The 24,743-nt window shown below is 63.9% G+C and carries 21 protein-coding genes; 13 read left to right on the forward strand and 8 right to left on the reverse strand.

The features are described from left to right. The first annotated feature begins 44 nt into the window (after positions 1-44). The 3 genes from I6L45_RS09440 to I6L45_RS09450 are packed head-to-tail and all read left to right on the forward strand — an operon-like array spanning position 45 to position 1,707. On the forward strand, positions 45-512 hold the full coding sequence (locus I6L45_RS09440; protein WP_043763109.1) for an OsmC family protein: 468 nt from the start codon (positions 45-47) through the stop codon (positions 510-512). Positions 513-530: 18 nt separating this feature from the next. Continuing rightward, positions 531-968, forward strand: coding sequence for a rhodanese-like domain-containing protein (locus I6L45_RS09445; RefSeq protein ID WP_216984056.1), 438 nt, complete (start codon positions 531-533; stop codon positions 966-968). Next, the gene (locus I6L45_RS09450) at positions 958-1,707 is read left to right on the forward strand and encodes a GNAT family N-acetyltransferase (RefSeq protein WP_216984057.1); all 750 of its coding nucleotides are present in this window, start codon (positions 958-960) and stop codon (positions 1,705-1,707) included. The genes I6L45_RS09445 and I6L45_RS09450 overlap by 11 nt, the downstream gene beginning before the upstream one ends. A gap of 83 nt (positions 1,708-1,790) precedes the next feature. Here I6L45_RS09450 and ybaK read toward each other — a convergent pair whose 3' ends face one another. Further along, positions 1,791-2,261, reverse strand: a complete 471-nt coding sequence (ybaK, locus tag I6L45_RS09455; RefSeq protein WP_043763115.1) for a Cys-tRNA(Pro) deacylase — start codon at positions 2,259-2,261, stop codon at positions 1,791-1,793. A gap of 178 nt (positions 2,262-2,439) precedes the next feature. Here ybaK and I6L45_RS09460 point away from each other — a divergent pair, with 178 nt between their 5' ends. Continuing rightward, on the forward strand, positions 2,440-3,921 hold the full coding sequence (locus tag I6L45_RS09460; RefSeq protein WP_043763117.1) for a diguanylate cyclase: 1,482 nt from the start codon (positions 2,440-2,442) through the stop codon (positions 3,919-3,921). 80 nt (positions 3,922-4,001) lie between these two features. On the opposite strand, the gene I6L45_RS09465 is transcribed toward I6L45_RS09460, so the two are convergent. The 3 genes from I6L45_RS09465 to argE form a co-directional block, all read right to left on the reverse strand. Beyond that, positions 4,002-5,582, reverse strand: coding sequence for an EAL domain-containing protein (locus I6L45_RS09465; RefSeq protein WP_216984058.1), 1,581 nt, complete (start codon positions 5,580-5,582; stop codon positions 4,002-4,004). Between the two features lie 282 nt (positions 5,583-5,864). Continuing rightward, positions 5,865-8,498: a phosphoenolpyruvate carboxylase gene (ppc, locus tag I6L45_RS09470; protein ID WP_216984059.1), complete on the reverse strand. Its 2,634-nt coding sequence runs from the start codon at positions 8,496-8,498 to the stop codon at positions 5,865-5,867. 215 nt (positions 8,499-8,713) lie between these two features. Then, entirely contained in the window at positions 8,714-9,859 is a 1,146-nt protein-coding gene (gene argE, locus I6L45_RS09475) for an acetylornithine deacetylase (protein ID WP_216984060.1), read from the reverse strand. A gap of 261 nt (positions 9,860-10,120) precedes the next feature. Between argE and argC the strand changes: the two genes are divergently transcribed. The 6 genes from argC to I6L45_RS09505 all read left to right on the forward strand — a co-directional run bounded on the left by argC (position 10,121) and on the right by I6L45_RS09505 (position 16,530). Further along, a complete protein-coding gene (argC, locus tag I6L45_RS09480; RefSeq protein ID WP_216984061.1) occupies positions 10,121-11,128 on the forward strand; it encodes an N-acetyl-gamma-glutamyl-phosphate reductase in 1,008 nt (335 codons plus the stop codon). Between the two features lie 23 nt (positions 11,129-11,151). Further along, positions 11,152-11,931 (forward strand): acetylglutamate kinase, encoded by a 780-nt coding sequence (gene argB / locus I6L45_RS09485; protein WP_216984062.1) that lies wholly within the window; start codon positions 11,152-11,154, stop codon positions 11,929-11,931. 25 nt (positions 11,932-11,956) lie between these two features. Beyond that, a complete protein-coding gene (locus I6L45_RS09490; RefSeq protein WP_216984063.1) occupies positions 11,957-12,868 on the forward strand; it encodes an ornithine carbamoyltransferase in 912 nt (303 codons plus the stop codon). Positions 12,869-12,924: 56 nt separating this feature from the next. Further along, a complete protein-coding gene (locus I6L45_RS09495) occupies positions 12,925-14,160 on the forward strand; it encodes an argininosuccinate synthase (RefSeq protein ID WP_216984064.1) in 1,236 nt (411 codons plus the stop codon). 202 nt (positions 14,161-14,362) lie between these two features. Further along, positions 14,363-15,745, forward strand: coding sequence for an argininosuccinate lyase (argH, locus tag I6L45_RS09500; protein WP_216984065.1), 1,383 nt, complete (start codon positions 14,363-14,365; stop codon positions 15,743-15,745). A gap of 146 nt (positions 15,746-15,891) precedes the next feature. Beyond that, positions 15,892-16,530, forward strand: coding sequence for an FMN-binding negative transcriptional regulator (locus tag I6L45_RS09505; protein ID WP_216984066.1), 639 nt, complete (start codon positions 15,892-15,894; stop codon positions 16,528-16,530). A gap of 82 nt (positions 16,531-16,612) precedes the next feature. On the opposite strand, the gene I6L45_RS09510 is transcribed toward I6L45_RS09505, so the two are convergent. The 4 genes from I6L45_RS09510 to I6L45_RS09525 all read right to left on the reverse strand — a co-directional run bounded on the left by I6L45_RS09510 (position 16,613) and on the right by I6L45_RS09525 (position 19,196). Further along, positions 16,613-16,825: a hypothetical protein gene (locus I6L45_RS09510; protein WP_216984067.1), complete on the reverse strand. Its 213-nt coding sequence runs from the start codon at positions 16,823-16,825 to the stop codon at positions 16,613-16,615. A 96-nt stretch (positions 16,826-16,921) separates the two neighbouring features. Continuing rightward, on the reverse strand, positions 16,922-17,263 hold the full coding sequence (locus tag I6L45_RS09515) for a DUF1294 domain-containing protein (protein WP_216984194.1): 342 nt from the start codon (positions 17,261-17,263) through the stop codon (positions 16,922-16,924). Then, entirely contained in the window at positions 17,260-17,847 is a 588-nt protein-coding gene (locus I6L45_RS09520; protein WP_216984068.1) for a sugar O-acetyltransferase, read from the reverse strand. The genes I6L45_RS09515 and I6L45_RS09520 overlap by 4 nt, the downstream gene beginning before the upstream one ends. Positions 17,848-17,933: 86 nt before the next feature. After that, positions 17,934-19,196, reverse strand: a complete 1,263-nt coding sequence (locus tag I6L45_RS09525; protein ID WP_210547884.1) for an MgtC/SapB family protein — start codon at positions 19,194-19,196, stop codon at positions 17,934-17,936. Positions 19,197-19,396: 200 nt separating this feature from the next. Here I6L45_RS09525 and I6L45_RS09530 point away from each other — a divergent pair, with 200 nt between their 5' ends. From I6L45_RS09530 to I6L45_RS09540, 3 genes are all read left to right on the forward strand, one after another. Next, positions 19,397-21,544 (forward strand): prolyl oligopeptidase family protein, encoded by a 2,148-nt coding sequence (locus I6L45_RS09530; protein ID WP_216984069.1) that lies wholly within the window; start codon positions 19,397-19,399, stop codon positions 21,542-21,544. 142 nt (positions 21,545-21,686) lie between these two features. Beyond that, positions 21,687-23,831, forward strand: a complete 2,145-nt coding sequence (locus I6L45_RS09535; RefSeq protein WP_216984070.1) for an AsmA family protein — start codon at positions 21,687-21,689, stop codon at positions 23,829-23,831. A 139-nt stretch (positions 23,832-23,970) separates the two neighbouring features. Continuing rightward, the gene (locus I6L45_RS09540; RefSeq protein ID WP_216984071.1) at positions 23,971-24,705 is read left to right on the forward strand and encodes an SDR family oxidoreductase; all 735 of its coding nucleotides are present in this window, start codon (positions 23,971-23,973) and stop codon (positions 24,703-24,705) included. The last annotated feature ends 38 nt before the right edge of the window (positions 24,706-24,743 follow it).

Genomic DNA, 24,743 nt, shown 5'->3' on the forward strand with positions numbered 1-24,743 from the left:
TGGCGTCACGATTGGCTACTGGATTGGCAACAGAAGGAGTCTGCATGTCGGAATACAACGCCACCATCAGTTGGCAGCGGGGGGCCCACGAGCCCTTCGTCGATCAGCGCTACAGCCGGGCCCACGAGTGGGCGTTCGATGGCGGGGTCAGGGTGCCGGCCTCTTCCTCACCCCATGTGGTGCCGCTGCCTTATTCGGTGGCCGAGAATGTGGATCCGGAGGAAGCCTTCGTGGCCGCCCTCTCCAGTTGCCACATGCTCACCTTCCTCTGGCTGGCGGCGAAGGCGGGCTATCTGGTGGAGCGCTACCGGGACGAGGCCGTCGGCATCATGGCGAAGAACGGGCTGGGGCGCCTCGCCATGACCGCAGTCACCCTGCGCCCCAGGGTCGTCTTCGGGGGCGAGCGCGAGCCCACCTATGACGAGCTGGCGCAACTGCACCACCAGGCCCACGAGGAGTGCTTCATCGCCAATTCGGTCAACACCGTCGTCACCACAGAGATAGTCGTCTAATCACAAGGAGTGTTCAGGATGAGTCATGTATTGCGTACCGGGGTGGCGAGCCCCGTGGAAGCCAGTGCCTTCTTCGAAGCCCAGCTGAAGTTTCGTACCGATCCGGCGGATCTGGCTGCGGATCTGCTGGCCGGGGAGGCGGGCATAGTGATCATCGACACCCGCTCCCCCGAGCATTACGCCGAGGGGCACATTCCGGGTGCCGTCTCCTTCCCCCATCGCACCATGAATCCGGAGAATACGGCGCGGCTGGCCCGGGACAAGGTCTATGTCTGCTACTGCGACGGCATCGGCTGCAACGGCTCTACCCAGGGTGCCTACAAGCTGGCAGCGCTCGGTTTCGAGGTCAAGGAGCTGATAGGAGGCCTGCACTGGTGGCGCCAGGACGGTTTTGCGGTCGCCACCGGCAGCGAACCCGGTGTGCTGCTGGAAGGGGGGATCACCTGTGCCTGCTGATAGCCAGACAAAGCAAGAGGCCCCCTTCACCAACCGCTTTGGTCAGCCTCTGGGCCAGGCGCTGCCCGAGTGGCGCGGCGCCGAATTTCCCCCTCATCGGGAGCTGAGCGGCTGGGGCTGCCTCCTGGCGCCGCTCGATCCCGAGCGCCACAGTGCCGATCTGTGGCAGGCCTTCGACGCCGACAACGGGGCCATGTGGACCTATCTCACCAGCGGCCCCTTCGCGGACGAGGCGGCCATGGGGGAGTGGCTGCGTGGGATCAGCCTGAATGCAGATCCCCAGTTCTACGCCATCGTGGACGAGGCGAGCGGCAAGGCGCTGGGACTTGCCAGCTACCTGCGCATCGACCCCAGGGCGGGCAGCATGGAAGTGGGCTGGCTGCACTTCTCGCCAGCCTTGCAGCAGTCGCGGCTGGCGACGGCGGCCATGGCACTGATGATGGACAATGCCTTTGCCCTGGGGTACAGGCGGTACGAGTGGAAGTGCAACGCCCTGAACCGCCCCTCCTGGCAGGCGGCGCTGCGACTCGGCTTCCACTATGAGGGGACCTTCCGTCAGGCAAGGGTGGACAAGGGGCACAGCCGGGACACGGCCTGGTTCTCGGTCATCGACGGCGAGTGGCCCGCCCTGAAGGCGTGCTTCGAGCGCTGGCTGGACGAGGGCAACTTCGATGCGGCAGGGCGCCAGCGGCTGCGCCTCTCCGAGCTGACCGCCATCTGCCGTCTGGCAGAGTCATAGGGAAGGGGGGAGGCGGACTCTATCGCCCGCCGTGCTCTGGTCACCCGCGAAGGGGCTCCGATGTCGGAGCCCCTTCGTTCTGATCAGTCGTGGTGATCGCCGATGGGGGCGGCAATCCAGTTCATCAGGCGCACCATGTCTGCCGGCGCCACCCCGACCGAGAGGCCGCGCTTGCCGCCGCTGACCAGGATCTCGTCGAAGGCCATGGCGGAGTCGTCCAGCACGGTGGGCAACGGCTTCTTCTGGGCCAGAGGACTGATGCCGCCCACCTTGTAGCCGGTCAGCTTCTCGGCGTCGAGGGGCTTCATCATCTCCACCTTCTTGAGCCCGGTCGCCTTGGCGAGTTGTTTGAGGCTACACATGCCCGATGAGGGGACTATGGCGACCACCGCCTGCTTGTCGTGATGGGCGAGCAGCGTCTTGAACACGCGTTCCTCGGGCAGGCCGAGCTGGGTCGCGGCATGCTTGCCAAAATCGTCGTGGGCCTCGCATTCGTAGGGATAGAGCTTGTGGGGGATCTTCAGCTTCTTCAGCAGGTTGATGGCGGGTGTCATGGGGTCTCCTCGAACCAGGGCAAGGCCAGACAGTCTGCGCCCGGGCGCTGGATGTGGCAAGTGCCTGGCTGCATCAAATGGGACTCGTGTTCGCGTAACCGAGTGCCGGATCCTATGCTCTGAACTCTTGTTCCCGCATTTCAGCGGGGGGCGTCGGCGAGCGAAAGGAATCGTAGCCATGAATACCCCAGCAATTCATCCTCGAAACATCGAGGCGTTCGATCGTTATGAATCCCTAGCCAGGCAGACGGCGCTGGAGCGGGCCTACGGTATGGTCGAGTTCGATCTCGATGCGCATATCGTGTCGGTCAATCCACTCTTCTGCAACATGCTCGGGTACGAACCCGAGGCGCTGGTCGGTCAATCCCACCTGCTGTTGTTGCCACGGGAGCAGCACGTCGAGCATGCCCTCTTCTGGCAGAGGGTGCTGAACGGTGAAATCCACTCGGGGGAATTTCGCCGGATCACGCGAGAGGGTGGCACGCTCTGGATCCATGCGACCTATATGCCCATCACTGACGAGAAGGGAACCCTGCTCGGGGTGATCAAGCTGGCTCACGACATCACCTCCGGGGTACTGGCCAAGCAGCGGGTCGAGTTGCAGAGCCGGCTGTTCGACATCGTCGTGGCCGCCCACCAGAGCTTTCTGCTCGACCGCAACCTCGCATCTGCCTGCGACACCGTCTTTGAGCGGCTGCTGAGCGTCAGCCAGAGCACCTATGGCTTCATCGGCATCCTTCAGTACGAGGAGGGGAACCCCAGCCTCTACGTTCCCTCCATCTCCAACGTCTCCTGGGACGAGCAGACCCATGCCTGGTACGAGCAGCAGCGCCAGAACCGGGGCGGCCTCATCTTCAGCAAGCTCGACAACCTGTTCGGTCACGTGGTCACCCACAATATCCTGGTGTGCTGCAACGATCTGCCGAGCCACCCGGCGAGCCGCGGTGTCTCCCCTCGCGGTCATCCCCATCTGGACAGCTTCCTCGGCATTCCCATCCGCCACAAGGGGGAGGCCATCGGCATGATAGCTCTGGCCAACCGTCCCGGTGGCTTCGACGATGCGCTGGTGGCCCTGCTCGAGCCGCTGACCACGGCACTGGGGACCCTGATCCATGCCCGCAATCTGGAGGATGAACGCAGCCGGATGGAGCGGGTACTGCGCTTCAACGCCGAGCACGACTTTCTTACCAAGCTGCCCAACCGCAGCAGCTTCTTCAGCCAGGCCAACGTGGTTCTGGAGCACATCCAGCGCCATCCCGCCGGGGGAGAGGCCTGCTGTCTGGCGCTGATAGACATCGACTTCTTCAAGCAGATCAACGACGAGCATGGCCACCTCGCCGGGGATGCGGTGCTGGAAGAGCTGGCCAGCCTGCTGATGCAGGCGGTGCGCAGCAAGGATCTGGTGGCGCGCTTTGGCGGGGAGGAATTCATCATGTTGCTGCGGGGGGTGGGCCTGGAGGAGGCTCATGTCATCATGGAACGCACCCGCCAGCTGGTGGAGCGTCACCACTTTGTCTACCAGCAGCAGGCGATCACCGTCACCATCAGCGTGGGGCTCACCTCCTATCAGATGGGCTATCGTCGCATGGATGACTGGCTGCAGTGCGTGGACCAGCGCCTCTACGAGGCCAAGCGCCGGGGGCGCAACCGGGTTGCCTAGGCGGCCTGACTCTGGAAACAAGAAGGGCGCCATCAAGGCGCCCTTGGTTTGAGGGGCGGCTAGCTCGATGAGCTCGAGCCCTAACCTGTTGCAGCCCCGTGGTGCGTGCTATCCGATGTGGCAGCAAGGGCGGTCGGGGAGGATGCTCTTTTCTCTGTGATGATGTGGGTCAGCCTCGCGGCCGGCAGGGCCTTGTAGAACAGCCAGCCCTGGATGAAGGCGTGCTTGTCGAACGACTCGATCAATCTCAGTTCGTGCGGGCTCTCCACCCCCTCGAAGACGAGCTGCTTGTTCAGCTTGGCGATGCCGTTGAGCATGGAGATGAAGAGATCCCTCTTCAGCTCTTCATGCAGGCCATGGATAAATATCTTGTCCAGTTTTATCTCGTCGAAATCGATGGATGTCAGCCAGACAATGTTGGATGCGCCCGTACCAAAGTCATCCAGTGATACCTTGAATCCCTTCTTGCGCGCGTCGGCGGCGAACGCCGATATTTTTTGATGGTACTCGTTGATCCTCTCTGTTATTTCAAGCTTGATCTGATGAGGCTTTATATCGTGCAGGATGACTTGCTTGTGCAGGTAGTCTAGATATTCCGGTTTGTTGATTTCATAGTTGCTGACATTCAATGAAATCATCAGGCTGTTATCTTGCTTGAGCAGGTGCTGTAAATCATCCAGGGCACGATGTGCAATAAAGAAGGAGATGTTTTTATATAGTGCGAGCTTGGTGGCGATGGGAATGAACAGTTCGGGGGAGACCTGGCCATAGAGCTCATCCTTCCAGCGCAGCAGCGCTTCCACTCCGACAATATGATGCTGCACGGCATGCACCACGGGTTGATATTCAAGGTAGAGCTCTTCTCTTTTTATCGCACGTATCAAACGAAACTCGAGAGATCGCTTCTCCTCTTGATAGCTGGTAACCGAGAAGGCGATGAGGCCGCCGAAACAGATTGCGATGATGCAATACAAGGTGATCAGCAGAGGGTGATAGGCGAGTATGCCTGCGCTGGCATTGTAGGTCACGATGCAGTAGTCGAAGGCGTCGCTGCACAGCCGGGTCGACAAGGTTGAAAGAGGAGTGCTTGCAGTGGGGGAGCCTGCCGACGAGACGAACTTGTGCTCCCCGTTCCTGGTGACGAGCTCATATGAAAAGTCAGTGGTGTCCTTGTATATCTGTTCCGCTCTCAGACGGGAAGAAAATGCCACGACGTTGCCGAGGCGAGTCATATTTCTGATGAGCCGGGAGGGGAAGAGATCGCGAGGCTTGAGATAGACTTCGAATCCGGAGGCCGTGATGAAGTCATGGCGGGGAAGCTGTGATTGTTTCTCTAGGATCCCCCAGTTGGCGGTACAGAGCAGCTTGTCACCCTCAGCGAGGCCGATGTCATCAACGTAAGGATAATTGGAGGCGATGATTCTGATTTTATCTATGGAGGGTTTGTCGCATTCAATGAGGCCGGCCTGGTTGACGTCACGCAATGAGGTTGCAAGTTGTAACGTGACCTCATCCGATTTTATTAATATGCTTTTTGAGAAAGCCAGTTGCTTGTTTTTCTGAAACGCCAGGGTGGAAAAATGGCCGGCAAGCAAAAATAAAAGCAATGAAATAAAACTGCCCAAATAAATGCGTTGATTGCCAGCAACAGACTTCAACATGCAAAGTTCTCATTATCGCCCCTGCCAAGTGACGAGAGTATCCCAGCCCGAAGAAGGCTGACAAGGCTTAATTCGAGACTGAATATCACTGTGACATGGCGATATTATTTTGGTTTTCAATTGAGTTCTTTTTGCGATCTGGTGGTCACCTTCTCGGGGGCTGTGAGGGGGCGATATCGCGGCCTGGTCGCGCCCCTGACGGGCAAGGGCACTGCATGACAGACATAAAAAGGGCGCCTTGCGGGCGCCCTTTGGCTGGAAGGAGGCTGGATAGCCCGCTTGTCAGCCGGTGTTGCGCATGCCTGCCGCGATGCCGGCGATGGTGACCATCAGGGCCTGATCCAGCTCGGGATGCAGGGTCTCCGGGTGGTTGCGCGAGCGGTTGAGCAGCTCGGCCTGCAGCACGTTGAGCGGATCCGTGTAGGGGTTGCGCAGCTTGATGGACTCCTTGATCCAGGGCTGATCGTCCAGCAGGTCGCCCTGCGGGCGCAGTTTCAGCACCACCTGGATGGAATCGGAAAGCTCCTGACGCAGCTGCTTGCCCAGGCCCCACAGCTCTTCCGGAACCAGACGGGTGTCGTAGTACTCGGCGAGCCAGAGGTCGGCCTTGAGGAACACCATCTCCAGCATCTCCAGACGGGTGCGGAAGAAGGGCCACTGGCGGCTCATCTCGTCCAGCACCGCCTTCTGGCCGTCATCGATGGCCTGCTGCAGTCCCTTGTGGGCGCCGAGCCAGGCCGGCAGCATCAGCCGGTTCTGGGTCCAGGCGAAGATCCACGGGATGGCGCGCAGGCTCTCGACGCCGCCGTTGGGCTTGCGCTTGGCGGGACGGGAGCCGAGCGGCAGCTTGCCGAGCTCCATCTCCGGGGTGGCGGCGCGGAAGTAGGGCACGAAGTCCGGGTGACCGCGCACTATGCTGCGATAGTGATCGCAGGAGACGGCGGCCAGCTGCTCCATCACGGCGCGCCAGCTCTCCTTCGGCTTGGGCGGCGGCAGCAGGTTCCCCTCCAGCACGGCGCTGGTGTAGAGGTTCAGACTCTGGATGGCCACTTTCGGCAGGCCGAACTTGAAGCGGATCATCTCCCCTTGCTCGGTGACCCGCAGGCCGCCGCGCAGGGATCCCGGCGGCTGGGACAGGATCGCCTGATGGGCAGGGGCGCCACCACGGCCCACGGTACCGCCACGGCCATGGAACAGGGTGAGGCGGATATTGTTGGCCTCAGCCAGCGCCACCAGAGACTCCATGGCGGCATACTGGGCCCAGCCGGCGGCCATCATGCCCGCATCCTTGGCGGAGTCGGAGTAGCCGATCATCACGTACTGGCGACCCTGGATGTAGCCGCGATACCAGTCCACCGACAGCAGGCGCTCCATCACGGCGGTGCCCGCCATCAGGTCTTCCTGGGTCTCGAACAGCGGGGCGACCGGCATGCGGAACTTGCAGCCGGCTTCCTTCAGCAACAGCTGTACCGCCAGCACGTCGGACGGGGCGCCGGCCATGGAGATGATGTAGATGCCGAACGCATCGGGATCGTGCTGGGCGATGACCTTGCAGGTGTCGATGGTCTCGCGGGTCTCGGCACTCGGTTCCCAGTCATTGGGGATCAGCGGGCGGCGGGAGTTCAGCTCGCGCAGCAGGAAGGCCTGTTTATCCTCCTCGCTCCATTCGGCGTAGTCGCCTACGCCGAGGTAGCGGGTCAGCTCGGAGAAGACCTGGCCGTGGCGCTCGCCATCCTGACGGATGTCCAGCTTGACCAGGTGGATGCCGAAGCAGGCCAGCTTGCGCAGCACGTCCAGCAGCATGCCGTCAGCGATGTTGCCCATGCCGCAGGCGTGCAGGGAGTGGTAGCAGAGCTCCAGCGGCTCGCGCAGCTGGGCGGTGCTCTTGACCAGATCCCGGCTCTCGCTCGCCTGGCCCTGCACCTTGGCAGTCAGGAACTCCTGGGTCTCGCGCAGCTGTTCGCGCAGCTCGCGCACCAGGGCACGGTAGGGCTCGGGATTGTCACCGACCCGGGCGCGCACGGCCTCGGTACAGTCGGCCATGGAGAGCTCGGAGGTGAGCTCCTTGATGTCCTTGTAGAACAGGCTCACCGCCATCCAGCGGCCCAGCTCCAGCACCTCGGCGGTCACCTTGGCGGTGACGAAGGGGTTGCCGTCGCGGTCACCGCCCATCCAGGAGGTGAACTTGACCGGCGCGGCGTCCAGGGGCAGGCGCACACCCAGGTGGTGTTGCAGACGCTCGTCCAGGTTGCGCATGAATTCGGGGATGGCCGGCCACAGGCTGTTTTCCACCACGGCGAAGCCCCATTTGGCCTCGTCCACCGGGGTCGGGCGCTGTTCACGGATCTCGTTGGTGTGCCAGGCCTGGTTGACCAGTTGCTCGATGCGATTGAGGATCTTGTCCCGCTCGCGGGGCAGCAGATCGGAGAGTTCCAGCGCCTCGAGGCAGTCGTTGAGCTGCACGTGCTTGTGGATCAGGGTGCGACGGGTCACCTCTGTGGGGTGGGCGGTCAGCACCAGATCGATGTCCAGCTCACGCACGGCCTGGATGATGGCTTCCTGGGAGAGGTTCGAGGACTTCAGCTTGGCGAACATCTGCTCAAGCGGATCCGGGGTGCAGACCTGCTCTTCGCAGCGGCGGGAGATGGTGTGGAACTGCTCCGCCACGTTGGCAAGGTTGAGGAACTGGCTGAAGGCGCGGGCCACGGGCAACAGCTCGTCGTCGGAGAGGGTGCGCAGGGTCTCGAGCAGGCGCTCTCTGTCCGCCTCGTTCCCCTTGCGGGAGGACTTGGCCAGTTGACGAATGGTCTCAATCTTGTCGAGGAAGGGTTGCCCCTGATGGTCCTTGATGGATTTACCCAGCAGTTGGCCCAACATGCCTACGTTGGCCCGTAGTGCGGCGTACTTTTCGTTCATTCCACATCCTTATTTTGTTGGTGCCTCCTGACCTTCCGGGGACGGGAGGCGACCTCACTTATTGTTGTGCGATTACAACATATGCTCCGTCATCTTAGGGGGACAATCTACCCAGATTGTCTGCGCAAGGTCAAATAACAAGCCGATTCAGAAGATGTATTTCCCTCACCTCTCCGGGGACGGCTTGTTATGTAACTTACTTACATTCCCCCTGGTCAGAGGCAGAAGCGCCGGATCAGGTGCTGCAGCACCGCCGTGGTCGGTTTGACAAACGATAGATCCAGGTATTCATCGGGCTGGTGGGCCTGGGCGATGTGGCCAGGGCCCAGCACTATTGTCTGGCATCCCAACTGCTGGATAAAGGGGGCCTCGGTGCAATAGTTCACGGATTGTGCGGCCTTGCCGCTCGCCCGCTCGGCCTCGCGCACCAGATCCGAGTCGTCCGCACAGGCATAGGCCGGGATGGGCTCGTGCAGGTGCTGCAGGTGCAGGCAGCCGGGCTGGTGGATCTCGATGGGGGAGAGCGCTTCTTTGAGCATGCCCATCAGCTCGTCGGGGCCGACTTGCGGGGTGGGTCTCATGTCGATGTGCAGCTCGCAGCAGCCGCAGATGCGGTTCGGGCTGTCCCCCCCCTGGATGTAGCCGAGGTTCAGGGTGGGCTGGGGCACCGCGAAGCGGTGATCCGCGTACTTCTCCTTCAGATCCTGCTGGAGCCTGAGCACCTGACCCATGGCCTTGTGCATGATCTCCATGGCGTTGACGCCGTTGGCGGGATCCGAGCTGTGGCCGCTTCGGCCCGTGATGCGGATGGCCTCCGACATGTGCCCCTTGTGGGCCACCACGGGCACCAGCCCGGTGGGCTCGCCGATCACCGCGTAGTCGGGCTTGAGCTCGGCGGCAGCCGCGATGGCGCGGGCCCCGGCCATGGTGGTCTCCTCGTCGGCGGTCGCCAGGATCCGCAGCGGCTTGTTGAGAGTGGTGAGATCGATCTCCTTCAGCGCCTCCACGATAAAGGCGAAGAAGCCCTTCATGTCGATGGTGCCGAGGCCGTACAGGCGATCCCCCTCCTCGGTCACCTTGAAGGGATCCTTGTTCCAGGCACCCTCATCGAACGGCACCGTATCGGTGTGGCCCGCCAGCAGCAGGCCCCCCTCGCCCTGGCCATGGGTCGCTACCAGGTTGAACTTGCCCGGCAGATCCGGCAGCGCCGTCACCTCGCAGTGGAAGCCCAGCTGGCCGAACCAGTCGGCCAGCAGCCGGATCACCGCCTCGTTGCTCTGATCCCAGCGGGGATCCGTGCTGCTGATCGAGGGAATCGCAATAATATTCTTATAAAGTGAAAAAAAATCCAGATTGGCCATCAGCTCCTCCTTGCGTCCCCGGAATCTTTCTGTTAGAAAATACAAATGCAAAGTGAGTGCATGAATATTCTGTTCGAGTGCTCATCGACAAGGCCTCTAGTTGTAAGGGAAAGTTAATGTTCTGTCACCTGATCTGTAACCGACGACGCACATCCGCCTGAATTGCCCCTCCGCACTCGTTGCATCGAAGGGGCGATAGCCGACCCCTTGCACCGCGGCACCACGCTGCGAATTTCGAACCCAGACTTGGAATACTCAAACATGCTCAATACCGTTATCGTCGGTGCCAGTGGCTACGCGGGGGCCGAACTGGCCGCCCTGGTCCAGAACCATCCAGAGCTCAAGCTGTTCGGCCTCTATGTCTCCGCCGGCAGCCAGGACGCCCACAAGCGTTTCTCTTCCCTGCATCCCCAGTGGGTTGGTGAGCTGGATCAGCCGCTGCTGCCCCTGGACGAAGATGGCATGACCCGGATCCTGACCCAGGCCGATCTGGTGCTGCTGGCCACCGCCCACGAGGTGAGTGCCGAGCTCGCACCCAAGTTCCTGGCCAAGGGGCTGCCGGTGTTCGATCTCTCCGGCGCCTTCCGGGTCAAGGATCAAGGGTTCTACTCCTCCTTCTACGGCTTCACCCACGACAACGAGCAGTGGCTGGAGCAGGCCGCCTACGGCCTGGCCGAATGGAACGCCGAGGCCATCCAGGCCGCCCAGCTGATCGCGGTGCCGGGATGCTACCCGACCGCCTCCCTGTGCGCCCTCAAGCCGCTGCAGCAGGCGGGCCTGATTGCCGAAGGGTGGCAGCCCATCATCAATGCGGTGTCCGGTGTTTCCGGGGCCGGCCGCAAGGCGGCCATCAACACCAGCTTCTGCGAGGTGAGCCTGAACCCCTACGGCACCTTCAATCACAGACACCAGCCGGAGATCAGCCACCACCTCGGCAAGCAGGTGCTGTTCCAGCCCCACCTTGGCAACTATGTGCGGGGCATCCTGGCCACCATCTATGTGCAGCTGGCGGACGGCGTGACGCAGACCCAGGTAGACCAGGCCTATCTCAAGGCCTACGAAGGCAAGCCCCTGGTGCGCCTCACCGGCCAGATGCCCTCCATCCGCGGCGTGGCGAGCACCCCTTACTGCGACCTTGCCTGGCAGCAGCAGGGCAACATGCTGGTGGTGGTCTCCGCCATCGACAACCTGCTCAAGGGAGCGGCCTCCCAGGCGATGCAGTGCATAAATATCAAATTCGGATTTGAACCGGCCACCGGCCTGATTTAACGCTTTAGGAAAGGATCGAGAAGATGGACAAGCAGACGCTGGTAATCAAGTTGGGTGGTGCCCTGATCGAGAACGACGAGGCCCTGACCGCCCTGTTCGCCACCCTGAAAACCTTCCTGGACGATCAGCACCGTCCCCTGGTGCTGGTGCACGGCGGTGGCTGCCTGGTGGATGACCTGCTCAAGGGGCTGGGGATGACCTCCACCAAGAAGCACGGCCTGCGGGTGACCCCGTTCGAGCAGATCCCCGTGATCGCCGGTGCCCTGGCCGGGACCGCGAACAAGATGATGATGGCCAAGGCCATCGCCACCGGCATTCCGGCGGTGGGGCTCTGCCTCGCCGACGGCGGCCTGTGCCAGGTGACCCAGCTCGACCCGGATCTCGGCGCGGTCGGCGACTGCAAGCCGGGCAACCCGGCGCTGGTGGCCGGCATCCTGAGCCAGGGCTTCCTGCCGGTGGTGAGCTCCATCGGCATCACTGCCGAGGGCCAGCTGATGAACGTCAATGCGGATCAGGCGGCCACCGCCATCGCCGAGGCGCTGGGCGCGGATCTGGTGATGCTGTCCGATGTGAGCGGCATCCTGGATGGCAAGGGCAAGCTGGTACCGCAGCTGGACAAGCAGACCGCCCTGGATCTGATGGAGAAGGGCGTGATCAGCGATGGCATGGCGGTCAAGGTGAAGGCGGCCCTGCATGCCGCCGAGACCCTGGGCAAGCCGGTGTGTGTCGCCAGCTGGCGCTACCCGGATCAACTGCTCAAGCTGCTGGCCGGCGGTGCGGTTGGCACCCAGGTCTCTCTCTGATCTCCACCGGAACAAGGAACATCCGATGCAACATCTTCTGAAAGACAGCGACTTGAGCAAGGCCCAGATCGAGGCGCTGATCGCCCTGGGCAAATCGGTCAAGGCCGATCCGAAGAAATACAGCCAGGCCCTGGCGGGCAAGAGTGTGGTCACCCTGTTCGAGAAACCCTCCCTGCGCACCCGGGTCACCTTCGACATCGGCATCGCCAAACTGGGCGGCCACAGCGTCTATCTGGATCAGCAGAACGGGGCGCTCGGCAAGCGGGAATCGGTGAAGGACTTCGCCAGCAACCTGTCCCGCTGGTGCGACGCCATCGTCGCCCGGGTGTTCGATCACCAGACCCTGGTCGAGCTGGCCGAACACGGCAGCGTGCCCGTGGTAAACAGCCTGTGCAACCTCTACCACCCCTGCCAGGGGCTGGCGGACTTCATGACCATCAGCGAGCACTACGCGGATCTGTCCAAGGTGAAGCTGGCGTATCTGGGCGATGGCAACAACGTCAGCCACTCCCTGCTGCTCTTGGGGGCGACGCTCGGCACCGACGTGACCCTGATCTGCCCGAAAGGCCACGGCCCGGACACCCAGATCTTCTTGCAGGCCCAGGCGCTGGCGGCTCAATCCGGTGCCACCATCCACATCAGCGACGACGTGGCGGACATCGAAGGGTTTGACGTGGTGTATACCGATACCTGGGTTTCCATGGGTGACAACACACCAATGGAGCAGGTAAAAGATATCTTTATGCCTTACCAGATCAACCAGGCCCTGCTCGACCGCACCGGCATCCAGCACGTGCTGCATTGCCAGCCGGCGCACCGGGAACTGGAGATCACCTCGGAGGTCATGGACGGCCCAGCCTCCCTCATCATGGATGAGGCAGAAAACCGGATGCATATCCAGAATGCCGTGCTGCTGACCCTGCTCGGGCACAAGTAACGCGGCAACCGACCCAGAATCACAACCTTTTATCGAATCATCACGGAGAGAAGTAAATGAGCGGAATCAACAAGATCGTACTGGCTTATTCGGGCGGACTGGATACCTCGGCCATCATTCCCTGGCTGAAGGAGCACTATGACGCAGAGATCATCGCCTTCGTCGCCGATGTGGGCCAGGAGCGTGACGATCTGGAAGGGATCGAGCAGAAGGCCATCGCCTCCGGCGCGGTCAAGTGCATCGTCAAGGATCTGCGGGAAGAGTTCGTCAAGGAGTACGTCTACCCGACCCTGAAGACCGGCGCCGTCTATGAAGGCACCTACCTGCTGGGGACCTCCATGGCCCGTCCGGTGATCGCCAAGGCGATGGTCGAGGCAGCCCTGGCGGAAGGGGCCGATGCCATCTCCCACGGCTGCACCGGCAAGGGCAACGACCAGGTGCGGTTCGAAGGCGCGGTGGCCGCCCTGGCACCCCAGCTGAAAGTGATCGCCCCGTGGCGGATCTGGGACATGCGCTCCCGGGAAGATCTGCTGGCCTATCTGGAAGCCCGCAACATCCCCTGCAAGGCGACCCTGAAGAAGATCTACAGCCGCGACGCCAACGCCTGGCACATCTCCACCGAGGGTGGCGAGCTGGAGAGCACCTGGAACGAGCCGTCCGAAGCGGTCTGGCAGTGGACCGTCTCTGCAGAGGATGCCCCGAACGAGCCGGAATACGTCAAGCTGACCGTGGCCAAGGGCGAAGTGGTCGCCGTGGATGACCAGCCGCTCAGCCCGCACCAGATCCTGACCACCCTGAACGAGCGTGCCGGCAAACACGGCGTGGGCCGCATCGACATCACCGAGAACCGGATGGTGGGCATGAAGTCCCGTGGCTGCTACGAGACCCCGGGCGGTACCGTGATGGTCGCCGCACTGCGCGCCGTGGAAGAGCTGGTGCTGGACAGACCGACCCGCGCCTGGCGCGAGAAGCTGGGTGCCGAGTTCTCCCACCTGGTCTATGACGGTCGCTGGTTTACCCCGCTGTGCAAGGCCATTGTCGCCTCCGCCAACGCCATCGCCGAGGACCTGGACGGTGAGGTGATCCTGAAGATGTACAAGGGTCAGGTCACCGCGGTGCAGAAGAAGTCGCCGAACAGCCTCTACTCCGAAGACTTCGCCACCTTCGGCGCCGACGAAGTGTACGACCAGAGCCACGCTGAAGGCTTCATCCGTCTCTACACCCTGGCCAGCCGGATCCGCGCCATGAAGGAGCAGCATCAGGCCATCGGTGGCGATCATACCCACGGCTAAGCAAGCGCTATAACCCGTTGATTCGAGGGGGCATGGCCCCCTCTTTTACAGGCAGAGAGTCCCTCTGCCATCCTCATCGGGTGTGACAAGAGCGGCTGCGCCTCGGCCGCTTCTGTGAGATAACAGGCTCGCAGGAAAACAAGGCAAGATTTCAAGCTCGACGGCGCAAGGCGCCTTCGACAACGCATTCAAGGAGAGCAGTATGGCACTTTGGGGTGGACGCTTCAGTCAGGGAGCCGATAGCCGGTTCAAGCAGTTCAACGATTCCCTGCGGTTCGATTACCGTCTGGCGGAGCAGGATATCCAGGGCTCCATGGCCTGGGCCCGCGCCCTGGTCAAGGTGGGCGTGTTGACCGAGAGCGAGCAGGCGCAGCTGCAACAGGCGATGGAGGTGCTGCTCGCCTCCGTGCAGCAGGATCCCGAGCAGATCCTGAGCTCGGACGCCGAAGACATCCACTCCTGGGTCGAAGGGAAGCTGATCGACGCCGTCGGGGCGCTCGGCAAGAAGCTGCACACCGGTCGCTCGCGCAACGATCAGGTCGCCACCGACCTCAAACTCTGGTGCAAGGCCCAGGGTGAGCTGCTGCTCGGTTCCATCACTGCCCTGCAACAGGGGCTGGTCGCCTCCGCCCGTGCCAACCAGGCCGCCGTGCTGCCGGGCTACACCCATCTGCAGCGCGCCCAGCCTGTCACCTATGCCCACTGGGCACTCGCCTATGTGGAGATGCTGGAGCGGGACTACTCCCGTCTGCAGGATGCCCTCAAGCGCCTCGACACCAGCCCGCTCGGCTGCGGCGCCCTGGCGGGCACCGCCTATGCCATCGACCGCGAAGCCTTGGCGCTCGACATGGGCTTTGCCGGCGCGACCCGCAACAGCCTGGACTCGGTCTCCGATCGGGATCACGTGGTGGAGCTGATGCACGTGGCGTCCCTCTCCATGGCTCACCTGTCGCGCTTCGCTGAAGATCTCATCTTCTACAACACCGGCGAGGCGGGCTTTGTGGAGCTCTCCGACGCGGTGACCTCAGGTTCCTCCCTGATGCCCCAGAAGAAAAACCCGGACGCACTGGAGCTCATTCGCGGCAAGACCGGCCGGGTCGTTGGCGCCCAGATGGGCATGCTGATGAGCCTCAAGGCGCTGCCGCTGGCCTACAACAAGGACATGCAGGAAGACAAGGAGGGGCTGTTTGACGCCCTGGATACCTGGCACGACTGCCTCGACATGTCGGCCCTGGTGCTGATCGATCTGAAAGTGAACGGCGAGCGCACCAAGACCGCCGCCCAGGGCGGCTATGCCAACGCCACCGAGCTGGCGGACTACCTGGTGGCCAAGGGCATTCCGTTCCGCGAGGCGCACCACATCGTCGGCGAGACCGTGGTCTATGCGATCGGCGTGAAGAAACCCCTGGAAGAGCTCTCCCTCCCCGAGTTCCAGCGCTTCAGCCCCGTGGTGGGGGAGGATGTCTACCCGAACCTGGAGCTGGAAGCGACCCTGGCCAAGCGGGTCGCCAAGGGCGGCGTCGCCCGCGAGCAGATAGAGGCAGCCCTCACCGCCGCCGAGGCCTGGCTGGCCAAGCGCGGCTGAGGTCGGCATGGATGACAAGAGAGGGCCCAGGCCCTCTCTTTTATTTTGTGTTGTCTGCTCGTCAGTCTCCCCGTAACGGGTGAGAATGGGCCTATCACGGGGCGCCTGGACGCCCCCTCACGTCGTCCTCAGGACAAGGAGTCCGTATGTACCTGCCACCCCATTTCGCCGTCACCGAGCCCGCTGCGCTGCATCAGCTGATGCAGGCGCACCCCCTGGGCGCCCTGATCACCCATGGCAAGTCGGGGCTCGATGCCAACCATCTGCCATTTGAGTTCGATGCCGGGGAGGGGGCTCACGGGGTTCTGCGCGCCCACGTGGCCCGCAACAACCCGCTCTGGCAGGAGGTGAAAGACGGCGACGAGGTGCTGGTGATCTTCAGGGCCGCCGACGGCTATGTCTCCCCCAACTGGTACCCGAGCAAGCAGGCGCACCACAAGCAGGTGCCGACCTGGAACTATGCGGTGGTGCACGCCCACGGCCGTATCCGGGTGCGGGACGATGCACGCTTCGTGCGCCGCCTGCTCGCCACCCTGACCCGCACCCAGGAGGCTGCCGAGCCGACACCCTGGAAGATGGCGGACGCGCCGCGAGACTATATCGATGCCATGGTGGCGGCCGTGGTGGGCATCGAAATCGAGATCGACCGTCTGGTGGGCAAGTTCAAGCTGAGCCAGAACAAGGAGGAGGCCGACCGGCAGGGGGCCATCGACGGGGTGCGCGAGCGGGGTGGGGAGGCGCTGGCGAGCGCCATGGCGGGAGCCGGGCTGCCTCCGACGACATGAATCCCGGGAGCGGCGCAGGGGCACTCCAACAGAAACGGCAACCCGGGTTGCCGTCTCGTTTGCCGTACCGCCGGGCTCTGTCTCACAGCTCCCGGAAGGGTCTGCGCTTCTCCTCCTCGATCATGATGGCCTCCAGATTGGCGACCCGCTCCTGCAACTCCCTGATGATCATATCCTGCTTGCCGAGGCGGTCGGTGATGCGGGCGTCCCCCATCTGGTAGCGGGCACGCTTGCCGAGATAGCCGAAAAACACGCTGATAAAGACGATCAGGACGATACCTGTCCACATGGTCATGGGTGACTCCTTGTCTGTGCCTGAACGGGAGAGGTCAGCTCCCTGTCTTCCGTTTTCTCATACCCGGCCATGGGCGGCAATGCCCGCCTTGGTGGTTCAGATCCCCTGCCAGAGCGGGCGGCCTAGCCAGAGCCCGAGCAGCAGTAATTGCCCCCAGACAATGGCCCAGAACCGCAGGCGGTAGCTCCCCTTCTGGGTCTTGTGGCGCAGCCACTGGCGGGCCACCAGGGCGCCGGGCCAGCCGCCGCACAGCTCCAGCAGGTGCAGACGCGCCTCGGGCACGCGCCAGCCGCCACGAATGGCCTGGCGCTTGTCCCAGGCGTAGGTGGCCAGGGTCAGCAGGCTCATCAGCAGGATCAGGGCCAGCGGCCACCAGTTCGCATCGTGCACCCCGAGCCAGCCGGCCCACCCCAGGGGCAGCAGGGCCAGCACCATCATGACAGCCACTCCGGATCCCGGGGCTCGCCCGAATTTAACGTGCGGATCACGCGAGCCGGGTTGCCGACGGCGACGGAGTCTGCCGGTATGTCGCGGGTCACCACGGCCCCGGCGCCTATGATGGTGCGCGGCCCTATGGTGACGCCGGGGCAGATGATGGCGCCGCCGCCGATCCAGCAGTCATCGCCGATGCGTACCGGCTTGTTGTAGGCGGTCCAGTTGCGGCGCTCCCGGTGATCCAGGCTGTGGGTGGCGGTGTAGATCTGCACGTTGGGGGCCAGCAGCACATGGCTGCCGATGTGCACTTCGCCCACGTCGAGAATGGTGACGTTGAAGTTGAAGAAGGTCTTCTCCCCGAGGTGGATGTTGCGGCCAAATTCGCAGGTGAAGGGGGTACTGATCCAGCACGAGTCCGGGCACTGGCCGAACAGCTCGGCGCAGAGGCGCTGGCGCAGGGGGTGATCGCCGGACGGGGAGGCATTGAGCTCGGCCAGCAGCGCCTGGCCGCGGATCCTGTCGTTCGCTATCTCCTCGGTCTGGGTGAGGGGGCCACCCGCCAGAATCTTGTCCCAATCGCTTGCCATTGCTACCTCCTCATGCTGCAAGAGGAGGCAGTATACGTGACAAGGGGGAGGGGCGTCAGTCCGCCATCCCGGGGAGGTGATCCTCGTCATCCCGTCGGCCAGACCAGGGGCAGGATCAGCAGGACGGAGAGGAGGTAGGGCAGCAGCACCCGCAGCCCCAGCCTGCGTCCACCGATCACCAGTGCCAGCATCCCCTTGACCAGGGAGTTGACCAGGCCGGCGAGCAGTATGCCCCTGGCCGCCACCTCCAGAGCCAGCTCCTTCTGGGCGAGCTGGGAGAGGGAGAGGGTGATGGCGTCCACGTCCGTGATGCCGGAGACCAGTGCCAGCAGATAGACCCCGGAGTTGCCCACCTTGCTCTGCAGCAGGGTAGCCATGAAGCCGATGAGGGCCAGCAGCAGGCCGAACTTGATGGCGGTGGCGAGATCGAGCGGGTTGCGGGTTTCTGGCTGCACCGGGTTGTCGGCGAGCTCTTCCCGCTGGCGCCAGAACCAGAAGGCGAAGCCGTAGACGATGGCCGCCAGCAGCAGCAGGGGGACGGCCAGACGCATCGCCAGCTCGCTATGGATCAGCAGCACCAGCATCAGCAGCCGCAGCCACATGGTGGCTCCCGCCAGCAGGATGCCGGTGGCGAGCAGCCGCTCCAGCCCGCCCTGCTCCTTGTTGAGGCGGGCAAACTGCAGGGTGAGGGCGGTGGAGGAGGCGAGCCCTGCCAGCATGCTGGTGAGCACCAGTCCGGCACGGGTGCCGAGCAGCCGCACCGCGAAGTGGCCACAGAACGAGATCCCCGCGATGATCACCACCATGAGCCAGATCTTGAAGGGGTTGAAGGCGTCGAGGGGGCCCATCTCCGCATCGGGCAGCACGGGGAGCAGCACCAGGGAGATGAGCAGAAAACGCAGGGTGGCGTGAAACTCCGTCTCGCTCAAAAACAGCATGCCCTGCTGGATCTTGCCCTTGAGCCCCATCAAGAGCGCCGCCAGCACGGCGCAGGCCACCGCCTCGCTCGGGCTCTGCAACACCGACATCAGCCCCAGCAAATAGGTGAGCACCATGGCCACCGAGCTGGTGAGGCCGAACTCCCCCTGCCAGCGCTGGGCCAGCCAGACCGAGAGGCCGCAGCCTGCCACCACCGCCAGCAGGCCGAGCAGGGGCAGCCAGGATCCCAGGGTCGGGAGCAGCAGGGCGCAGACCCCGCCGAGCAGGCCGATAAGACCGTAGGTCCGCATCCCGGCGATGCGCTGGTTGTCCCCCAGCTGGCGCACCTGCCAGCCCCGCTCCAGCCCGATGATGAGACCGATGGCCAGGGACACCAGGGCGCCGTAGACGGGCTCCGCCTCTATCCACATGGGTTTCTCCTCCCATTGCCGTTTCTGTGAGGATGGCACAGACAGACTCTGGGCAGGGGGAGCTGGCTCACAGAGCGTGGTGACTGACCAGGAGGTTCGTGCCGGTATGTTCCCGTTACGGGTCACCCGCTGGGGGGTTGGGCCATACGGCACTCTTTGTTACCCTGCCCGCTTCACCGAAACCGCAGGGAGCCGCCTCGATGCGAGCCATTGTCAGCCTGCTGGCCCTGTCACTGCTGTGTGCGTGCAGTGGCCAGTCAACTCAAGAGGATGCCATGTCAGGGAATACGCGCCTTCACTACCCCGTCACCCGCCAGGGTGAGCAGGTGGATCACTACTTCGGTCAGGCCGTGGCCGACCCCTATCGCTGGCTGGAGGATGACCGCAGCCCCGAGACCGAGGCCTGGGTCAAGGCCCAGAACGCCGTGACTCAGGGTTATCTGGCGCAGATCCCGTATCGCGCCGCCATCAGGGAGAAGCTCGCCGCTTCCTGGAACTACGCCAAGGAGGGGGCGCCGTTTCGCGAGGGGCGCTACCACTACTTCTTCAAGAACGACGGCCTGCAGAACCAGAACGTGCTGTGGCGTCAGCAGGAGGGCAAGCCGGCCGAGGTGTTCCTCGATCCCAATACCCTCAGCCCCGACGGCACCACGGCGCTGGATCAGCTGAGCTTCTCCCGCGATGGCCGCATCCTGGCCTACTCATTGTCGCTGGCGGGCAGCGACTGGCGCGAGATCCACCTGATGGACGTGGAGAGCAAGCAGCCGCTGGAGGCCCCCCTCAAGGACGTGAAGTTCAGCGGCATCAGCTGGCTTGGCAACGAGGGCTTCTTCTACTCGAGCTACGACAAGCCCGATGGCAGCGAGCTGTCGGCCAGGACCGATCAGCACAAGGTCTATTTCCACCGGCTCGGCACGGCGCAGGAGGATGACCGGCTGGTGTTCGGCGCCATCCCGGCCCAGCACCACCGCTACGTGGGGGCGACCGTCACCGAGGATGACCGCTTCCTGCTCATCTCGGCGGCGAACTCCACCTCCGGCAACCGCCTCTATGTGAAGGATCTGAGCCAGGAGAACGCGCCGCTGCTGACGGTGCAGGGGGATCTGGACGCGGACGTGAGCCTGGTGGACAACAAGGGCAGCACCCTTTACCTGCTGACCAACCGGGACGCCCCCAACCGCCGGCTAGTGACGGTGGATGCCGCCAACCCGGGCCCGAGCCACTGGCGGGATCTCATCCCCGAGCGCCAGCAGGTGCTGACGGTACACAGCGGCAGCGGCTACCTGTTCGCCGAGTACATGGTGGATGCCACCGCCCGGGTCGAGCAGTTCGACTACGAGGGCAAGCGAGTGCGGGAGGTGGCGCTGCCCGGCCTTGGCAGCGTCAGCGGCTTCAACGGCAAGCACGACGATCCCGCCCTCTACTTCGGCTTCGAGAACTATGCCCAGCCGCCCACTCTCTACCAGTTCGAGCCAAAGAGCGGCGCCATCAGCCTCTATCGCGCCTCGGCGGCGCCGTTCAAACCGGAGGATTACGTCTCCGAGCAGCGCTTCTACCAGAGCAAGGACGGCACCCGGGTGCCGCTCATCATCAGCTACCGCAAGGGGCTGAAACGCGATGGCAGCAACCCGACCATCCTCTACGGCTATGGCGGTTTCGACGTGAGCCTGACCCCGAGCTTCAGCGTGTCGGTGGCCAACTGGCTGGATCTGGGGGGCGTCTATGCGGTGGCCAACCTGCGCGGGGGCGGCGAGTACGGCCAGGCCTGGCACCTGGCGGGCACCCGGCAGAACAAGCAGAACGTGTTCGACGACTTCATCGCGGCGGCCGAGTACCTCAAGGCCGAGGGCTACACCCGCACCGACCGGCTGGCGATCCGCGGTGGCTCCAACGGCGGCCTGCTGGTGGGGGCGGTCATGACCCAGCGGCCGGACCTGATGCGGGTCGCCCTGCCGGCGGTGGGGGTGCTCGACATGCTGCGCTACCACACCTTCACCGCCGGGGCGGGCTGGGCCTATGACTACGGCACCAGTGCCGACAGCGAGGCGATGTTCGACTACCTGAAGGGCTACTCGCCCCTGCACAACGTCCGGCCCGGGGTCAGCTACCCCTCGACTATGGTGACCACGGCGGATCACGACGATCGGGTGGTGCCGGCCCACTCCTTCAAGTTCGCCGCCACCCTGCAGGCCGACGATGCCGGCCCCCACCCCCAGCTCATCCGCATCGAGACCAATGCCGGGCACGGGGCGGGCACGCCGGTGGCCAAGCTGATCGAGCAGAGTGCGGACATCTATGCCTTCACCCTGTACGAGATGGGCTATCGGCAACTGCCGACCGTCCAGTGACATCAGGGCCCTTCGGGGCCCTTTTTCATGGCCGAGCGCGACCATCCCTGTCTCGCCGGATGCCTGTTTTGGGAGAAGGGCCCCATCTGTTATCCCCCCGGTGGTATAGTCAGCCACAAGATCCGCATTCAAGGAGTCCGTCGTGAAGAAGATCATCTATATCCTGCTGGGGTTGGCGCTGGCCGCCGTGGTGGCCATCGCCGCCCTGGTATCCCTCATCGATCCCAATCAGTTCAAACCCCAGCTGGCGGAACAGGTGCGCAAGAGCACCGGCCGCGAGCTGGTGATGGAGGGGGCGATAGGCTGGCGCTTCTGGCCAAGCCTCGGTCTCTCCCTCGAGAAGGTGGCGCTGCGCAACCCCGCCGGCTTTGCCGAACCCGATCTGGTGCGCTTCGAGCAGGGTGAGGCCTCGGTGGGCCTGCTGCCCCTGCTCTCCCACCGGCTTGAGATAGGCAAGGTAACCCTGAACGGCGCCCACCTGTTTATCCAGACCAAGGCCGACGGCAGCTCCAACCTGAGCGACCTGCTCACCGCCTCTGCCGAGCCCAAGGGGGCTGATGCCCAGCCCTCCGGCGAGGGCCAGCCAGCCACAACCGCCCGTGACGAAAAGCCCTGGCAGATCAGCCTGCAAGGCATTGCGCTGGTGGACGCCAGCGCCCTGGTGCGGGATGACCGCAGGGGTGCCGTCTCCCGGCTCGACCGGTTGGACCTCGATCTGGGGCAGCTGACCCCGGGGGAGTGGGTGCCCGTGACCCTGGCCGCCCAGGGGGCCCAGGGGGATCTGGCCTTTGATCTCAAGGGTCAGGCCCAGCTCAAGCTGGCCCGGGAGGCCATCAAGAGCGAGCTCAAGGATCTCGGCCTCAGCGGCAGTCTGAGTGATCCGGCCCAGCGGCTCGACGCCTTCTCCCTCAAGGCCGATCGGCTGGCGCTCGGGGAGTGGAGCAGCCTGACCCTGAGTCTGCAGGGGGCGGCGGCCAAGCCGACCCTGGCCGGCACTCTGGAGGGGGCCCTCAAGGCGCGTTTCGATCGGGAGCAACAGCTGCTGGAGGTGTCTGACGCCGTGCTGGCCGCCAAGCTCAGCGGTGATGCCCTGCCGCGCCCGCAGATGCAGCTCAAGCTCGCTGGCTTTGCCCGCGCCGAGCTGGACAAGCAGACAGTCACCCTGAGCAATCTGGTGATGGGGGCGGACGACGCCCTGCTGAGCGGCAACGGGATTGTGCGGCTGGGGGCCGTGCCCAGGGTGGAGTTCGACCTCAAGGGGGAGACGCTGGATCTCGATGCCTGGCTTGGTCAACCGGCCAAGGATGCCCCGGCTGCTGCGGCCTCTGGGGCTGCGGCACCGGCCGGAACCAAGGCCCAAGTTCCCGCCACCCAGGCACCCTCCCCGGTCGAGCCGGATCTGGCCGCCCTCAAACGGATGGATCTGGCCGGCCGGCTGCAGCTGGGTAACCTGAAGGCGAAGGGGATGGATCTTCGCGCCGTCGATCTGCAACTGGCGCTGGCGGGTGGCCAGCTGACCCTCAAGCAGTTCAGTGCCGGGGTGCTCGGGGGCAAGGTGACGGCAAACGGCGTGCTGGATGCCCGCCAGCAGCCGGCTCGCTATCAGGTCCACAAGCGGGTACAGGGGGTGGATGTGCGGCCGCTACTGCAGACCCTGGCCCAGACCGATCTGCTGGAAGGCAAGGGGGATCTGGAGGTGCAGGTGCAGGGCTCGGGTCTCTCCGAGCAGGCCCTGCTCAGCCGGATGCAGGGCAAGATCAGCCTGGCCGTGCATGACGGCGCCCTGCACGGCATCAACCTGGCGGAGATGATCCGCGAGGCGCGGGCCACCCTGACCGGCAAGGGAGCGGACCAGGTGAAGGAGGTGCGCAAGACCGACTTCAGCGCCCTCACCGCCAGCTTCCGGATTGCCGACGGGGTTGCCCAGAGCGACGACATCCAGCTGTTCGCCCCCGCCCTGCGGGTGAAGGGGCAGGGCCAGACCGCCCTGGTGCCGGAGACCCTCGATTTCCTGTTCCTCACCTCTGTGGTGGAGAGCAGCAAGGGGCAGGGGGGCAAGACGGTGGACGAGCTCAAGGATATCACCATACCGGTGCGTATCGGCGGTCACTGGCAGGCGCCGAGCTACCGCCTCGACGTGAAGGCGCTGCTCAGCAACAACAAGGTGCTGGAGGAGAAGGCCCGCAAGGAGGCCGAGCGCGGCCTCAAGAAATTGCTGGGCGACAAGGCCGATGACGAGGGGATCAAGGGGGCGGCGGATCAGCTGCTCAAGGGGCTGTTCAAGTAGTCTGCTTCCCCTGTATTGCCACCAGAGCCCGCCCAGTGCGGGCTCTTTGTTGTGGAACATGGCGCCATGGCGCCAGGTTTGCCCAGGCACATGGGATACTATCCGGGGCAGTCATCATAAGCGGGAACCAGGAGGGTTCATGAACAAACGGGTGCTGATCACCGGTGGCAGCCGGGGCATAGGGGCCGCCACCGCCCGCCATCTGGCGGCGCAGGGGTACCATCTCTGTCTCAACTATCGTCAGGACAGGGCGGCGGCCGAGGCGCTGGTGGCCGAGATCCGGGCGGGGTATCCGGTCGAGTGTATCGCGGTGCAGGCGGATGTCGGCGAGGAGGCCGAGGTGGTGCGCCTGTTCGAGGAGATGGACGCCCGGCTCGGGCCCGTCACCCACCTGGTGAACAACGCCGGCAGACTGCAGCCGCAGATGCGGGTGCTGGAGATGAGCGCCGAGCGCATCAACAAAACCCTGACCACCAATGTCACCGGCTGTTTTCTCTGCTGCCGGGAGGCGGTGCGCCGCATGACGGACGGCGGGGCTATCGTCAACGTCTCCTCTGCGGCGGCGCGCCTGGGCTCCCCCGGGGAGTACGTGGACTACGCCGCCGCCAAGGGGGCCGTCGACGTGCTGACCAGGGGACTGTCGCTGGAAGTGGCGGCCCAGGGGATAAGGGTCAACGGGGTGCGTCCGGGTTTCATCTACACCGAGATGCACGCCGATGGCGGCGAGCCCGGCCGGGTCGACCGGGTGAAGGGGCAGATCCCGTTGCAACGGGGCGGAGAACCCTGTGAGGTGGCGGCGGCTATCGCCTGGCTGCTCTCTGACGAGGCTTCTTACGTCACCGGCACCTTTATCGACGTGGCCGGCGGGCGCTAGAGAAACAGTTCCCTTTCCTTTCAGTGACAAGGGGCGCC

The sequence above is a fragment of the Aeromonas sp. FDAARGOS 1415 genome, assembly GCF_019048365.1.
Classification (GTDB): Bacteria; Pseudomonadota; Gammaproteobacteria; order Enterobacterales; family Aeromonadaceae; genus Aeromonas; species Aeromonas taiwanensis.

Coding starts and splice junctions, on each gene's coding strand:
- I6L45_RS09440 (WP_043763109.1), top strand. CDS start 45: ATGTCGGAATACAACGCCACCATCAGTTGGCAGCGGGGGGCCCACGAG.
- I6L45_RS09445 (WP_216984056.1), top strand. CDS start 531: ATGAGTCATGTATTGCGTACCGGGGTGGCGAGCCCCGTGGAAGCCAGT.
- ybaK (WP_043763115.1), bottom strand. CDS start 2,261: ATGACACCCGCCATCAACCTGCTGAAGAAGCTGAAGATCCCCCACAAG.
- I6L45_RS09460 (WP_043763117.1), top strand. CDS start 2,440: ATGAATACCCCAGCAATTCATCCTCGAAACATCGAGGCGTTCGATCGT.
- I6L45_RS09465 (WP_216984058.1), bottom strand. CDS start 5,582: ATGTTGAAGTCTGTTGCTGGCAATCAACGCATTTATTTGGGCAGTTTT.
- ppc (WP_216984059.1), bottom strand. CDS start 8,498: ATGAACGAAAAGTACGCCGCACTACGGGCCAACGTAGGCATGTTGGGC.
- argE (WP_216984060.1), bottom strand. CDS start 9,859: ATGGCCAATCTGGATTTTTTTTCACTTTATAAGAATATTATTGCGATT.
- argC (WP_216984061.1), top strand. CDS start 10,121: ATGCTCAATACCGTTATCGTCGGTGCCAGTGGCTACGCGGGGGCCGAA.
- argB (WP_216984062.1), top strand. CDS start 11,152: ATGGACAAGCAGACGCTGGTAATCAAGTTGGGTGGTGCCCTGATCGAG.
- I6L45_RS09490 (WP_216984063.1), top strand. CDS start 11,957: ATGCAACATCTTCTGAAAGACAGCGACTTGAGCAAGGCCCAGATCGAG.
- I6L45_RS09495 (WP_216984064.1), top strand. CDS start 12,925: ATGAGCGGAATCAACAAGATCGTACTGGCTTATTCGGGCGGACTGGAT.
- argH (WP_216984065.1), top strand. CDS start 14,363: ATGGCACTTTGGGGTGGACGCTTCAGTCAGGGAGCCGATAGCCGGTTC.
- I6L45_RS09505 (WP_216984066.1), top strand. CDS start 15,892: ATGTACCTGCCACCCCATTTCGCCGTCACCGAGCCCGCTGCGCTGCAT.
- I6L45_RS09510 (WP_216984067.1), bottom strand. CDS start 16,825: ATGACCATGTGGACAGGTATCGTCCTGATCGTCTTTATCAGCGTGTTT.
- I6L45_RS09515 (WP_216984194.1), bottom strand. CDS start 17,263: ATGATGGTGCTGGCCCTGCTGCCCCTGGGGTGGGCCGGCTGGCTCGGG.
- I6L45_RS09520 (WP_216984068.1), bottom strand. CDS start 17,847: ATGGCAAGCGATTGGGACAAGATTCTGGCGGGTGGCCCCCTCACCCAG.
- I6L45_RS09525 (WP_210547884.1), bottom strand. CDS start 19,196: ATGTGGATAGAGGCGGAGCCCGTCTACGGCGCCCTGGTGTCCCTGGCC.
- I6L45_RS09530 (WP_216984069.1), top strand. CDS start 19,397: ATGCGAGCCATTGTCAGCCTGCTGGCCCTGTCACTGCTGTGTGCGTGC.
- I6L45_RS09540 (WP_216984071.1), top strand. CDS start 23,971: ATGAACAAACGGGTGCTGATCACCGGTGGCAGCCGGGGCATAGGGGCC.